The organism is Streptomyces sp. enrichment culture (assembly GCF_964272895.1).
GTDB lineage: Bacteria > Actinomycetota > Actinomycetes > Streptomycetales > Streptomycetaceae > Streptomyces.
The window spans coordinates 1,295,852-1,309,588 of sequence record NZ_OZ186832.1 but is presented as its reverse complement, the minus strand read 5'-3'; the positions used below and the strand labels follow the sequence as shown (position 1 = coordinate 1,309,588).

The window sequence follows — 13,737 nt, the reverse complement described above, 5'->3', positions numbered from 1 at the left end:
TCGTCGCAGGACGGGACCGGTCGGTGGGCCACTCGCGTGCTGCACGTATGTGCCCAGACCAGGGGAGCGGCTGCCCGGCAGGTCCACGGACCTCAAGGGTTTCCCCGGCTGCGGATGCGACCTCCCACGACTCTGACAAGCCGAATCAAGGAAATGAGAGACAGTGGCGAACCAGTCCCGCCCCAAGGTCAAGAAGTCGCGTGCCCTCGGCATCGCGCTGACCCCGAAGGCCGTCAAGTACTTCGAGGCCCGTCCGTACCCGCCGGGTGAGCACGGCCGCGGCCGCAAGCAGAACTCGGACTACAAGGTCCGTCTGCTGGAGAAGCAGCGTCTGCGCGCTCAGTACGACATCTCCGAGCGCCAGCTGGTCCGCGCCTACGAGCGTGCGTCCAAGGTCCAGGGCAAGACCGGTGAGGCCCTGATCGTCGAGCTCGAGCGCCGTCTCGACGCGCTGGTCCTGCGTTCGGGCATCGCCCGCACGATCTACCAGGCCCGCCAGATGGTCGTCCACGGCCACATCGAGGTCAACGGCCAGAAGGTCGACAAGCCGTCCTTCCGCGTCCGTCCCGACGACGTGGTCCAGGTCCGCGAGCGCAGCCGCGAGAAGACCCTCTTCACGATCGCCCGTGAGGGTGGCTTCGCCCCCGACGGCGAGACCCCGCGCTACCTCCAGGTGAACCTCCGCGCCCTGGCCTTCCGCCTGGACCGTGAGCCGAACCGCAAGGAGATCCCGGTGATCTGCGACGAGCAGCTCGTCGTCGAGTACTACGCCCGCTGATCCCAGCAGGCCGCGTACCACCAGCGGTACCTCAGCCCGTCGTCTCCCCGCCCCCGCGGGTGGGGGAGGCGGCGGGCTTCCGCGTCTCCGCCGCCGCATCGCCAGCGCCCCGCGGCGACGGCACCGGCCCCGGCGAGCCCGCCGAGGCCGCCCGCGCGGACCTGGACGCCGCCCCGCCCAGCGCCCGCGCCACCGCCGCACGCCGGTCCAGCAGCCCGCCGAGCCGTACGCACTCCTCGTACCGCTCGTCGCCCAGCGCCTCACGCGCCGCCGCCTCGCACAGCTCGTGCGGCTGGTTGTAGTAGGCGGAGCCGAACAGCGGCAGTCCCACCGACGGCCACATCGCGGCCGCCGCGCCCTGCAGGACCGCGGCCTCCGCCGCATCGCCCTCCGCGGCCGTCACCAGCGCCAGCAGCTCCACCACCAGCACCGAACCCAGCAGATCGTTGAAACCGTCGGCGGCGGTCAGGCAGTCGGTCAGCAGACTCCGGGCACGTGCCGGATCGCCGTCGCCCCAGGCCGCGTAGGCCAGTACATACAGCGCGTAGGAACGGGCCCAGCGCTCCCCGTGGTCCTCGCACACCCGGCGCACGTCCTCGCTGAGCCGGATCGCGTCCGGCAGATCGCCCTGGAAGGCGCGGGCCATGGCCAGCTCCACCTGGCCCATCAGCACCTGGCTGTTGAGCTCGCCGATCTGCTGATAGCGCTCCAGCGCCGACCGCAGCAGCGTTTCTGCGCGCGGCATGTCGTCCGTGACCAGCGCCAGACAGCCGCTCCGGTGCTCGGCGTAGGCCGCCGCCGTCGCGTTGCCCAGGCGCTCGGCCTCCTCCCGGCACTCGTGCAGCGCCGCCAGCGCGGCCACCGCGTCGCCCTGGAGGATCGCCACATAACCGAGCACCCACAGGGCCTTCAGCCGCGACTGCTCATGGGAGGGCTCCTCGGCCGGCGGCAGCTCCACACTGCGCTCCAGCCAGCGCCGCCCCTCCGACAGCCGGCCGCAGCCCGCCCAGCAGAACCACAGCGCGCCCGCCAGATACTGGCCCAGATGCGCCTCGTCCGGGTCGGACAGGCTGTACTCCAGGGCGATCCGCAGATTCGGCAGCTCCGCCTCCACCCGGGCGGCCACCTCGCGCTGCCGGGGCGAGAACCAGTCCAGCTCGCACCAGGTCGCCAGCCCCAGATACCAGTCCCGGTGCCGGCGCCGCAGCCGCTCCGCGTCCCCCATCGCCTCCAGCCACTCGGCGCCGTACGCGCCGACGGTGTCGAGCATCCGGTAGCGCACCCCGGCCGGCGTCTCCTCACGGGCCACGACGGACTGGGCCAGCAGCGCGGACAACACGTCCAGGACGTCGTCGGCGGGCAGCCCGTCCCCGCTGCACACGTACTCCACCGCCTCCAGGTCGAACTGCCCGGCGAACACCGACAGCCGCGACCACAGCAGCCGCTCCTGCGCAGTGCACAGCTCATGGCTCCAGCCGATCGCCGTGCGCAGCGTCTGATGGCGCGGCAGGGCGTCCCGGCCGCCGCCGGTCAGCAGCCGGAACCGGTCGTCGAGCCGGTCCAGGAGCTGGGGCAGCGACAGCGCCGACAGCCGGCCCGCCGCCAGCTCCACCGCCAGCGGGATGCCGTCCAGGCGGCGGCACAGCTCGCGCTCGCGCACCCCGTGCTCCAGGGCGACACCCTGGGCCGCGGCGCGCTCCACGAGCAGGTCCACCGCGTCGTCCGTGCCGAGCGGCGCCAGCGGGAACAGCCGCTCACCGGACACCGCGAGCGGCCGGCGCCCCACGGCCAGCACCCGCAGCCCCGGCGCGCGCCGCAGCAGCTCGCCCACCAGGGCGGCACAGGGCTCCACCAGATGCTCGAACCCGTCGAGCACGAGCAGCAGCTCCCGGTCCGCGAGCTGGGCCAGCAGGGTCTCGCGCGGCAGCCGGGTGGTGTGGTCCGTCAGCCGCAGCGCCTCCACGACCGCGTACTCCACGAACTCCGGATCGCGCACCGCGGCCAGCTCCACCCGCCACACCCCGTGCCGGGGCCGCCGCCGCGCCGCCGCGTGCGCCGCGAGCCGCGACTTGCCGACCCCGCCGCCCCCGGTCACCGTCACCAGCCGGGAGCGGTCCAGCGCGGCCGCCAGCCCGTCGAGCTCGGCGGTCCGGCCCACGAACACGTCCAGCTCCGCGGGCAGATTGCCCGGTCCGAGGTCGTCCCCGCCCTGTTCCACTCGCATGGGACACGGAGCGTACTGAAGCGTAATCACTCCGTACAACCGTGCCCCGGTGTTCCGGTTCCGGCGGAGCCCTAATCGGGTACGGTGCGGTGCCCCCGGCGCGATAGGCTCGGTGGACGACTTGTTCGACGTTCAGGCACGTTTCAGGGAGCGGGTGCGCACAGTGTCCGGTGGAGAGGTGGCCGGGATCCTGGTGGCCGTCTTCTGGGCGATCCTGGTCTCCTTCCTCGCGGTGGCTCTCGCGAGGCTGGCCCAGACGCTCAGGGCGACGACCAAGCTGGTCGCGGACGTGACCGACCAGGCCGTCCCACTGCTGGCCGACGCGACCGCCGCGGTGCGCTCCGCGCAGACGCAGATCGACCGGGTCGACGCGATCGCCTCCGACGTCCAGGAGGTCACGTCGAACGCGTCCGCGCTGTCGACGACCGTCGCCTCCACCTTCGGCGGCCCCCTGGTCAAGGTCGCCGCCTTCGGCTACGGCGTGCGCCGGGCCCTCGGCGGCCGCAAGGACGATGCGCCCGCCCCGGCGCCCCGCCGTACGGTGATCGTGGGCCGCACGGTGCCCGGCGCCCGGCGGGACAAGCGGAAGAAGGGCTGACGGAAGCGATGTTCCGCCGTACGTTCTGGTTCAGCACGGGCGTCGCCGCCGGTGTGTGGGCCACCACCAAGGTCAACCGCAAGCTGAAGCAGCTGACCCCCGAACACCTCGCCGTCACCGCGACGAACAAGGCGATCGAGGCGGGTCACCGCCTCAAGGACCGTGCCGTGGAGTTCGCCCTCGACGTCCGCGACAACATGGCCCAGCGGGAGGCCGAACTCGGGGAGGCCCTCGGCATCCACGAGGAACCCGGAGTCCACGACGGCCCCGGACTCACCGCATCCCGGCGGCACGCCGCCATCGAGAACCGCAGCAATCCGAAGTACATCGAATCCACGGTGTACTGGAACAACACGAACGACCGGAATGAGGACCACTGATGGAGTCGGCTGAGATCCGCCGCCGCTGGCTGAGCTTCTTCGAGGAGCGCGGGCACACCGTCGTCCCTTCGGCGTCGCTCATCGCGGACGACCCGACTCTGCTCCTGGTCAACGCGGGCATGGTGCCCTTCAAGCCGTACTTCCTCGGTGAGGTCACCCCGCCCGCGCCTCGCGCCACCAGTGTGCAGAAGTGCGTACGCACGCCGGACATCGAAGAGGTCGGCAAGACCACCCGGCACGGCACGTTCTTCCAGATGTGCGGCAACTTCTCCTTCGGCGACTACTTCAAGGAAGGCGCCATCAAGCTCGCCTGGGAGCTGCTCACCACGCCCCAGGACAAGGGCGGTTACGGCCTCGACCCCGAGCGGCTGTGGATCACCGTCTACCAGGACGACGACGAGGCCGAGCAGATCTGGCACGAGGTCGTGGGCGTGCCCAAGGAGCGCATCCAGCGCCTGGGCAAGAAGGACAACTTCTGGTCCATGGGCGTCCCCGGCCCGTGCGGCCCGTGCTCCGAGATCAACTACGACCGCGGCCCCGAGTTCGGCGTCGAGGGCGGTCCGGCCGTCAACGACGAGCGGTACGTGGAGATCTGGAACCTGGTCTTCATGCAGTACGAGCGCGGCGAGGGCACCTCGAAGGAGGACTTCGAGATCCTCGGCGACCTGCCGAGCAAGAACATCGACACCGGCCTCGGCCTGGAGCGACTCGCCATGATTCTGCAGGGTGTGCAGAACATGTACGAGATCGACACCTCGATGGCCGTCATCGACAAGGCCACCGAGCTGACCGGCGTCCGCTACGGCCAGAACAAGACCTCCGACGTCTCGCTGCGCGTGGTCACCGACCACATCCGCACGGCCGTGATGCTCATCGGCGACGGCGTCACCCCCGGCAACGAGGGCCGCGGCTACGTCCTGCGCCGCATCATGCGCCGCGCCATCCGCAACATGCGGCTGCTGGGCGCCACCGGCCCGGTCGTCAAGGACCTGATCGACGTCGTGATCGGCATGATGGGCCAGCAGTACCCCGAGCTGATCACCGACCGCGAGCGCATCGAGAAGGTCGCCCTCGCCGAGGAGGCCGCCTTCCTCAAGACGCTGAAGGCCGGCACCAACATCCTCGACACCGCCGTCACCGAGACCAAGCAGGCCGGCTCCACCGTCCTGTCGGGCGACAAGGCGTTCCTGCTCCACGACACCTGGGGCTTCCCGATCGACCTCACCCTGGAGATGGCCGCCGAGCAGGGCCTGACCGTGGACGAGGACGGCTTCCGCCGCCTGATGAAGGAGCAGCGGGAGCGCGCCAAGGCCGACGCCCAGGCCAAGAAGACCGGCCACGCCGACCTCGGTGCCTACCGCGAGATCGCCGACACCGCCGGCGAGACCGACTTCATCGGCTACACCGACACCGAGGGCGAGTCCACCATCGTCGGCATCCTCGTCGACGGCGTCTCCTCCCCGGCCGCCACCGAGGGCGACGAGGTCGAGATCGTCCTGGACCGCACCCCGTTCTACGCCGAGGGCGGCGGCCAGATCGGCGACACCGGCCGGATCAAGGCCGACTCCGGTGCCGTGATCGAGATCCGCGACTGCCAGAAGCCGGTCCCGGGCGTCTACGTCCACAAGGGCGTCGTCCAGGTCGGCGAGGTCACCGTCGGCGCCAAGGCCCACGCCTCCATCGACGCCCGCCGCCGGCACGCCATCGCCCGCGCCCACTCGGCCACCCACCTCACCCACCAGGCCCTGCGCGACGCCCTCGGCCCGACGGCCGCCCAGGCCGGTTCCGAGAACCAGCCCGGCCGCTTCCGCTTCGACTTCGGCTCCCCGTCCGCCGTACCGACGGCCGTGATGACCGACGTCGAGCAGAAGATCAACGAGGTGCTCTCCCGCGACCTGTCGGTGCACGCCGAGGTCATGGGCATCGAGGAGGCCAAGAAGCAGGGCGCCATCGCCGAGTTCGGCGAGAAGTACGGCGAGCGGGTGCGTGTGGTGACCATCGGCGACTTCTCCAAGGAGCTGTGCGGCGGCACCCATGTGCACAACACCTCCCAGCTGGGCCTGGTGAAGCTGCTCGGCGAGTCCTCCATCGGCTCCGGTGTGCGCCGTATCGAGGCCCTGGTCGGCGTGGACGCCTACAACTTCCTCGCCCGTGAGCACACGGTCGTCAACCAGCTCACCGAGCTGCTGAAGGGACGCCCGGAGGAGCTGCCGGAGAAGGTCTCCGCGATGCTCGGCAAGCTGAAGGACGCCGAGAAGGAGATCGAGAAGTTCCGCGCCGAGAAGGTGCTCCAGGCCGCCGCCGGTCTCGCCGAGTCCGCCAAGGACGTGCGCGGCATCGCCGTGGTCACCGGGCAGGTCCCGGACGGCACCACGCCGGACGACCTGCGCAAGCTGGTCCTCGACGTGCGCGGCCGCATCCAGGGCGGACGGGCCGCCGTGGTCGCCCTGTTCACCGTCAACAACGGCAAGCCGCTGACGGTCATCGCCACCAACGAGGCCGCCCGCGAGCGCGGTCTGAAGGCCGGTGACCTGGTCCGCACGGCCGCCAAGACCCTCGGTGGCGGCGGTGGCGGCAAGCCGGACGTCGCCCAGGGCGGCGGCCAGAACCCGGCCGCCGTCGGCGAGGCCGTGGAGGCCGTCGAGCGCCTGGTCGCGGAGACGGCCAAGTAATGCGCAGAGGACGTCGTCTCGCCATCGACGTCGGGGACGCCCGGATCGGGGTCGCCTCGTGCGACCCCGACGGGATCCTCGCCACACCGGTGGAGACCGTCCCCGGCCGGGACGTCCCCGCAGCTCAGCGCCGGCTGAAGCAGCTCGTCGAGGAGTACGAGCCGATCGAGGTCGTCGTCGGACTCCCTCGCTCCCTCAAGGGGGGCGAGGGCCCCGCCGCGGTCAAGGTGCGCGGCTTCGCCCAGGAACTGGCACGCATGATCGCGCCGGTTCCGGTGAGGCTCGTCGATGAGCGGATGACGACCGTGACGGCCGGTCAGGGGCTGCGCGCCTCGGGTGTGAAGTCCAAGAAGGGCCGTTCCGTCATCGATCAGGCGGCCGCTGTGATCATCCTTCAGCAGGCCCTCGAATCCGAACGGGTGTCAGGTAAAGCTCCCGGCGAGGGCGTCGAAGTGGTCATCTGATCGCGATACGGTAACGTTCCGCGCGATGCGGCGGCGTTCGAACAGCCACCGCACAACTAGAGGCGGAACGGAACCGGGCCCCCCGAGCCCCGCGCCCGTCGTCTCGCGGCTCTAGGGGATCGATGACTGAGTATGGCCGGGGCCCAGGCTCCGAACCGTGGCATCCGCAGGACCCGTTGTACGGGGACGGCGGATGGGAAGGGCAGCAGGCCGCCCAGACGGGCCATCACTCTGCCTACGGCGGCCAGCAGCAGCACTACCCGCAGCAGCCGCAGCAGCCCTACGACGAGTGGGGCACCGGCCACGGCGGCTACGGCCAGTCGCAGCAGCAGTACCAGCAGGAGTACGGCACCGCCCAGCCGTCGTACGACAACAGCGGCTGGGCCACGGGCACCCAGCAGCACGTCCCCTACCCCGGCGACCCGGCCGACCCCTACGGCCAGCAGACCGCGGCCTACGGCGACCAGCAGCCCGACTTCTACCAGACGCCGGACGCCTACCCGCCGCCCGAGCCGCCCTCCCGGCGGCGCCCCGAGCCCGAGCCGAGCACCGACTGGGACCCAGGCGCCGACCAGGGCGAGGGCGACTTCTTCGCGGACGGGAACGACGCCGACGACGAGGCCCCCGAGCCGGGGGACCGGCGCGGACGCGGTGAGCGGCGGGGCCGCGGCGGCGGCAAGGGCAGGAAGAGCCGCAACGGCATCGCCTGCCTGGTGGTCGCCCTCGTCTTCGGCGGCGGTCTGGCCGGTGTCAGCTACTTCGGGTACCAGTTCTACCAGGATCGTTTCGGCACGGCTCCGGACTACGCGGGGGACGGCACCGGCGAAGTGGTCACCGTGCAGATCCCCAAGGGCGCGCTCGGCTACGAGATCGGCCGGCGGCTGAAGGAGGCCGGCGTCGTCAAGAGCGTCGACGCTTTCGTCTCCGCCCAGTCCCAGAACCCCGACGGCGACACCATCCAGGCCGGTGCCTATCTGCTCAGGAAGCGGATGTCCGCCGAGAGCGCCGTCGAGATGATGCTCGACCCCAAGAGCCAGAACAACGTGATGGTCAGGCCCGGCGAGCGCAACGCCAGCGTCTACAAGGCCATCGACGAGAAGCTGGGGCTCGCCGCGGGCACCACGAAGAAGGCGTCCGAGACCAAGCTGGCCAGCCTCGGGCTGCCGGAGTGGGCCAACGACGACCAGGACATCAAGGACCCGCTGGAGGGCTTCCTGCACCCCGGCACCTACCCCGCCGCCAAGGGCATGAAGCCGGAGTCCGTCCTGAAGGACATGGTCGGCCGCGCGGCCAAGGAGTACGAGGAACTGGACCTCGGGGCGAAGGCGAAGGCGCTGGACCTGGAGAACCCGCTGGACGTCATCACGGTGGCGAGCCTGGTCCAGGCCGAGGGCAAGACGGAGGACGACTACCGCAAGATGGCGGAGGTCGTCTACAACCGCCTCAAGCCCACGAACACGGAGACCAACCAGAAGCTCCAGTTCGACTCGACCTACAACTACCTGATGAACGAGAGCAACATCCACATCGGGAACGACGAGGTCAACTCCAACCCGGACCCGTACAACACGTACAAGTACCCGGGTCTGCCGCCCGGCCCGATCGGCAACCCCGGCGAAGAGGCACTGCGGGCGACGCTGAACCCCACGGACGACGGCTGGCTCTACTTCGTGGCGACCGACGGCATGCAGAACACCGAGTTCGCCAAGACGTACGCCGAGCACAAGAGGCTCCAGGACAAATTCAATGCCAACACCGGAAACTGACGCCCGCCGGGCCGCCGTGCTCGGCTCGCCCATCGCCCACTCCCTCTCCCCGGTGCTGCACCGCGCCGCCTACGAGGAGCTGGGGCTCACCCACTGGTCCTACGACCGGTTCGAGGTGGACGAGGCGGCGCTGCCCGGGTTCCTGCAAGGGCTCGGCCCGGAGTGGGCGGGGCTGTCGCTGACCATGCCGCTGAAGCGGGCGGTCATCCCGCTGCTCGACGAGATCAGCGACACCGCGCGCTCGGTCGAGGCGGTCAACACCGTGGTCTTCACCGAGGACGGCCGCCGGGTCGGCGACAACACCGACATCCCCGGCATGGTCGCCGCCCTGCGCGAGCACGGCATCGACAAGGTCGAGACCGCCGCGATCCTCGGCGCGGGGGCCACCGCCTCCTCCGCGCTGGCCGCGCTGTCGCGCATCTGCACCGGCGAGATCGCCGTCTACGTCCGCAGCGAGGCCCGCGCCGCCGAGATGCGCGAGTGGGCCGAGCGGCTGGAGGCGGACGTCCGCGTCGCCGACTGGGCCGACGCCGAGCGGGCCCTGCGCGCCCCGCTGGTCGTCGCGACCACCCCGGCCGGCGCCACCGACGCCCTCGCCGCGCACCTGCCCGAGCGCCCCGCGGCCCTCTTCGACGTCCTCTACGACCCGTGGCCCACCCAGCTCGCCGCCCGCTGGTCGGCGTACGGCGGGGCCGTGGTCAGCGGCCTCGACCTGCTGGTGCACCAGGCGGTGCTCCAGGTCGAGCAGATGACCGGCCGCGCTCCCGCGCCGCTGGCGGCGATGCGGTCGGCGGGCGAGCGCAGCCTGGCGAGCGGCACGGTCTGACGGAGTCCTGGTCAGTCCTGGCCGGGGCTTCCGGCCCGCCTTCCCGCCGACGCTCCGGCCGCCTTCCGGTCACCCTCCGTCCGCCCTCCGCCCGCCTTCCGTCCGTCTGATGGACCGGCGGCCGGGACAAGGGCGCGGACGTGGGAGGATCGGAGGTGGCGGGCCCAGGGCCGCGCACCGGGTTCCGCCGTCGCCGTACGCGCGCACACGCGTACGCAGGGCAGCAGTACCGGGGCGCGAGCATGGAGGAGCACCGTTGAGCAGGTTGCGCTGGCTGACCGCGGGGGAGTCGCACGGTCCCGCACTGGTGGCGACGCTGGAGGGCCTTCCCGCCGGCGTGCCGGTCACGACGGAGATGGTGGCGGATCACCTGGCCCGGCGCCGGCTCGGTTACGGCCGTGGTGCGCGGATGAAGTTCGAGCGGGACGAGGTCACCTTTCTCGGTGGTGTCCGGCACGGCCTGACCCTCGGCTCTCCGGTCGCGGTCATGGTGGGCAACACCGAGTGGCCGAAGTGGGAGAAGGTCATGGCGGCCGACCCGGTGGATCCGGGCGAGCTCGCCGAACTGGCCCGTAACGCCCCGCTGACCCGGCCGCGTCCGGGCCATGCGGACCTGGCGGGCATGCAGAAGTACGGCTTCGACGAGGCCCGTCCGATCCTGGAGCGTGCCTCCGCCCGTGAGACCGCGGCCCGTGTCGCGCTGGGGGCGGTCGCGCGCTCGTACCTGAAGGAGACGGCCGGCATCGAGATCGTCTCGCATGTGGTCGAGCTGTGCTCGGTGAGGGCCCCGCAGGGTGTCTACCCGACGCCTGCCGACGTGGAGAAGCTGGACGCCGACCCGCTGCGCTGCCTGGACGCCGACGCGTCGAAGGCGATGGTGGCCGAGGTCGACCAGGCGCACAAGGACGGTGACACCCTCGGTGGTGTGGTCGAGGTCCTGGCCTACGGCGTGCCGGTCGGTCTCGGCTCCCATGTGCACTGGGACCGCAAGCTGGACGCGCGGCTGGCCGGTGCGCTCATGGGCATCCAGGCCATCAAGGGCGTGGAGATCGGTGACGGTTTCGAGCTGGCCCGTGTCCCCGGTTCCAAGGCGCACGACGAGATCGTGAAGACGCCCGAGGGTATCCGGCGTGTCTCCGGCCGCGCGGGTGGCACGGAGGGCGGCCTGTCCACCGGTGAGCTGCTGCGGGTGCGGGCGGCGATGAAGCCGATCGCGACGGTGCCGCGGGCGCTGAAGACCATCGATGTCACCACGGGGGAGCCCGCGCAGGCCCATCACCAGCGCTCCGACGTCTCCGCGGTGCCGGCGGCCGGCATCGTCGCCGAGGCGATGGTCGCGCTCGTCCTCGCGGACGCGGTCGCGGAGAAGTTCGGCGGTGACAGCGTGGCCGAGACACGGCGCAACGTCACCTCGTACCTCGACAACCTGCACATCCGATGAGCGGTCCGCTTCTCGTCCTGGTCGGCCCGATGGGCGTGGGCAAGTCCACCGTCGGGCAGCTGCTCGCCGAGCGCCTGGGGGTCGGCTACCGGGACACCGACGACGACATCCTCGCCGCCGAGGGCCGCGCCATCTCCGACATCTTCGTCGAGGAGGGCGAGCCCGCCTTCCGCGCGCTGGAGAAGCAGGCCGTGGCCCGGGCGCTGGCCGAGCACGAGGGTGTCCTCGCGCTCGGCGGCGGCGCGGTCCTCGACGCGGACACGCGCGCGCTGCTGGCCGGCCGCCCGGTCGTCTATCTCTCCATGGACGTGGAGGAGGCGGTGCGGCGCACCGGCCTGAACGTGGCCCGCCCGCTGCTCGCGGTCAACCCGCGCAAGCAGTGGCGCGAGCTGATGGAGGCCCGGCGGCATCTGTACGAGGAGGTCGCGACGGCGGTGGTCGCGACCGATGGCCGTACGCCCGAAGAGGTCGTGCAAGCAGCCCTTGACGCACTGGAGTTGAAGGAAGCATGAGCGAGTCGGTGACGCGGATCCACGTCGGCGGCGACGCCCCCTACGACGTGCTGGTGGGCCGTCAGCTGCTCGGTGAGCTCGCCGGGCTGATCGGCGAGAAGGCCAAGCGTGTCGCGGTCGTCCACCCCGAGGCGCTGGCCGAGACCGGGGACGCGCTGCGCGCCGACCTGGCCGAGCAGGGCTACGAGGCCGTCGCCATCCAGGTGCCCAACGCCGAGGAGGCCAAGACCGCCGAGGTCGCCGCCTACTGCTGGAAGGCGCTCGGCCAGTCCGGGTTCACCCGCACCGACGTCATCGTCGGCGTGGGCGGCGGCGCCACCACCGACCTGGCAGGCTTCGTCGCGGCGACCTGGCTGCGCGGGGTGCGCTGGATCGCCGTACCGACGACCGTGCTGGCGATGGTCGACGCGGCCGTCGGCGGCAAGACCGGCATCAACACCGCCGAGGGCAAGAACCTCGTCGGCGCCTTCCACCCGCCGGCCGGCGTGCTGTGCGACCTGGCGGCGCTGGACTCCCTGCCGGTCAACGACTACGTCTCCGGGCTCGCGGAGATCATCAAGGCCGGCTTCATCGCCGACCCGGTGATCCTGGACCTGATCGAGGCCGACCCGGAGGGCGCCCGCACGCCCGCGGGCCCGCACACCGCCGAGCTGATCGAGCGGTCCATCAAGGTCAAGGCGGACGTCGTCGCCTCGGACCTGAAGGAGTCGGGCCTCAGGGAGATCCTGAACTACGGTCACACGCTCGCCCACGCCATCGAGAAGAACGAGCGCTACAAGTGGCGCCACGGCGCCGCGGTCGCCGTCGGCATGCACTTCGCCGCCGAACTGGGCCGCCTGGCGGGCCGCCTGGACGACGCCACGGCCGACCGCCACCGCACGATCCTGGAGTCGGTCGGTCTGCCGCTGCACTACCGCTACGACCAGTGGCCCAAGCTGCTGGAGACCATGAAGGTCGACAAGAAGTCCCGCGGTGACCTGCTGCGCTTCATCGTCCTGGACGGTCTGGCCAAGCCCACCGTGCTGGAGGGCCCCGATCCGGCCGTGCTGCTCGCCGCGTACGGCGAAGTGGGCCAGTAAGCACCGTCCGCCCGATTCGCCGGGCGATCCGGGCACTTGGGACCGCCCCCGGCCGTTCACCAAACGGCGGCCGGGGGCGGTACCGTTCGGTAGGGAGCGGGCCCGCCCCGCCGCCACCGCCCATTTGCCTGTACGAGACGGAGTGGCACCGGATGCAGCACGCAGTGGGGTCTCCGCTGCCGCCGCCCCACCAGCCGGGGCACGGACCGGCCGTCGGCTGGTCACCGGCCGCACAACACCAGGGTCAGCACCACCCGGTCCCCCCACCGCCCCCCGCCCCCGGCTTCAGCGCGCCGCCCCCGGCGCAGATGCCCCCGGCCCCGCCCCCGGTCGACACCACCGGCCATGTCACGCTGCCGCCCGGCGGACCGGTGCCGGCGCCCGGCCCGCCGCCGCCCGCGGCCACCGCGCCGGACCCGCTGACCACCACCATGGCGGTCCTGCTGATCGGGCCCGCGGGCGCCGGCAAGACCTCCGTCGCCAAGTACTGGGCCGACCACCGCCGGGTGCCCACCGCCCACATCAGCCTCGACGACGTCCGCGAGTGGGTCCGCTCCGGCTTCGCCGACCCGCAGTCCGGCTGGAACGACAACTCCGAGGCGCAGTACCGCCTGGCCCGCCGCACCTGCGGCTTCGCCGCGCGCAACTTCCTGGCCAACGGCATCTCCTGCATCCTCGACGACGCGGTCTTCCCCGACCGACCGGTCGTCGGGCTCGGCGGCTGGAAGCGGCATGTCGGCCCCGGTCTGCTGCCCGTCGTCCTGCTGCCGGGCCTGGAGATCGTCCTGGAGCGCAACGCCGAGCGGTCCGGGAACCGCAGGCTCTCCGACGAGGAGGTCGCCCGTATCCACGGCCGGATGGCCGGCTGGTACGGCTCGGGGCTGCCGATCATCGACAACTCCCAGCTCGATGTCCCCGGCACGGCACGGGTGCTGGACGAGGTGCTGGCCAGGGCGATCGCGAGTCCGCCCAAGTGGTGAGCCGTGGCTCGCCCACG

Annotated in this window: 12 protein-coding genes; 11 read left to right on the top strand and 1 reads right to left on the bottom strand. The window is 71.7% G+C overall.

Features of this window, described 5'->3' with window-relative positions; translation table 11 throughout:
- Window positions 1-163 precede the first annotated feature (163 nt).
- Window positions 164-778 carry a 30S ribosomal protein S4 gene (rpsD, locus tag ACSU6M_RS05885; protein ID WP_437067657.1) on the top strand — a complete coding sequence of 205 codons (615 nt, stop codon included), beginning with the start codon at window positions 164-166 and terminating at the stop codon, window positions 776-778.
- Between the two features lie 31 nt (window positions 779-809).
- Here rpsD and ACSU6M_RS05880 read toward each other — a convergent pair whose 3' ends face one another.
- Complete coding sequence (locus tag ACSU6M_RS05880; protein ID WP_437067656.1) at window positions 810-3,002, bottom strand: ATP-binding protein; 2,193 nt, start codon at window positions 3,000-3,002, stop codon at window positions 810-812.
- A gap of 154 nt (window positions 3,003-3,156) precedes the next feature.
- On the opposite strand from ACSU6M_RS05880, the gene ACSU6M_RS05875 reads away from it, so the two are divergent.
- The 10 genes from ACSU6M_RS05875 (at window position 3,157) to ACSU6M_RS05830 (ending at window position 13,720) form a co-directional block, all read left to right on the top strand.
- Entirely contained in the window at window positions 3,157-3,600 is a 444-nt protein-coding gene (locus ACSU6M_RS05875) for a DUF948 domain-containing protein (RefSeq protein WP_437067654.1), read from the top strand.
- A gap of 8 nt (window positions 3,601-3,608) precedes the next feature.
- The gene (locus ACSU6M_RS05870; protein ID WP_437067652.1) at window positions 3,609-3,980 is read left to right on the top strand and encodes a hypothetical protein; all 372 of its coding nucleotides are present in this window, start codon (window positions 3,609-3,611) and stop codon (window positions 3,978-3,980) included.
- Window positions 3,980-6,652 carry an alanine--tRNA ligase gene (gene alaS, locus ACSU6M_RS05865; protein WP_437067651.1) on the top strand — a complete coding sequence of 891 codons (2,673 nt, stop codon included), beginning with the start codon at window positions 3,980-3,982 and terminating at the stop codon, window positions 6,650-6,652. Before ACSU6M_RS05870 ends, alaS begins: the two co-directional genes overlap by 1 nt.
- Window positions 6,652-7,116 carry a Holliday junction resolvase RuvX gene (gene ruvX, locus ACSU6M_RS05860; protein ID WP_437067650.1) on the top strand — a complete coding sequence of 155 codons (465 nt, stop codon included), beginning with the start codon at window positions 6,652-6,654 and terminating at the stop codon, window positions 7,114-7,116. The genes alaS and ruvX overlap by 1 nt, the downstream gene beginning before the upstream one ends.
- 122 nt (window positions 7,117-7,238) lie before the next feature.
- The gene (gene mltG, locus ACSU6M_RS05855; protein ID WP_437067649.1) at window positions 7,239-8,882 is read left to right on the top strand and encodes an endolytic transglycosylase MltG; all 1,644 of its coding nucleotides are present in this window, start codon (window positions 7,239-7,241) and stop codon (window positions 8,880-8,882) included.
- On the top strand, window positions 8,863-9,708 hold the full coding sequence (locus tag ACSU6M_RS05850) for a shikimate dehydrogenase (RefSeq protein ID WP_437067648.1): 846 nt from the start codon (window positions 8,863-8,865) through the stop codon (window positions 9,706-9,708). Before mltG ends, ACSU6M_RS05850 begins: the two co-directional genes overlap by 20 nt.
- Window positions 9,709-9,964: 256 nt before the next feature.
- Complete coding sequence (aroC, locus tag ACSU6M_RS05845) at window positions 9,965-11,149, top strand: chorismate synthase (protein WP_437067646.1); 1,185 nt, start codon at window positions 9,965-9,967, stop codon at window positions 11,147-11,149.
- Window positions 11,146-11,661, top strand: a complete 516-nt coding sequence (locus tag ACSU6M_RS05840; protein ID WP_437067645.1) for a shikimate kinase — start codon at window positions 11,146-11,148, stop codon at window positions 11,659-11,661. Before aroC ends, ACSU6M_RS05840 begins: the two co-directional genes overlap by 4 nt.
- Complete coding sequence (aroB, locus tag ACSU6M_RS05835; protein ID WP_437067643.1) at window positions 11,658-12,740, top strand: 3-dehydroquinate synthase; 1,083 nt, start codon at window positions 11,658-11,660, stop codon at window positions 12,738-12,740. Before ACSU6M_RS05840 ends, aroB begins: the two co-directional genes overlap by 4 nt.
- A 152-nt stretch (window positions 12,741-12,892) precedes the next feature.
- Window positions 12,893-13,720, top strand: coding sequence for a Pro-rich N-terminal domain-containing protein (locus ACSU6M_RS05830; protein ID WP_437067641.1), 828 nt, complete (start codon window positions 12,893-12,895; stop codon window positions 13,718-13,720).
- Window positions 13,721-13,737: the final 17 nt, after the last annotated feature.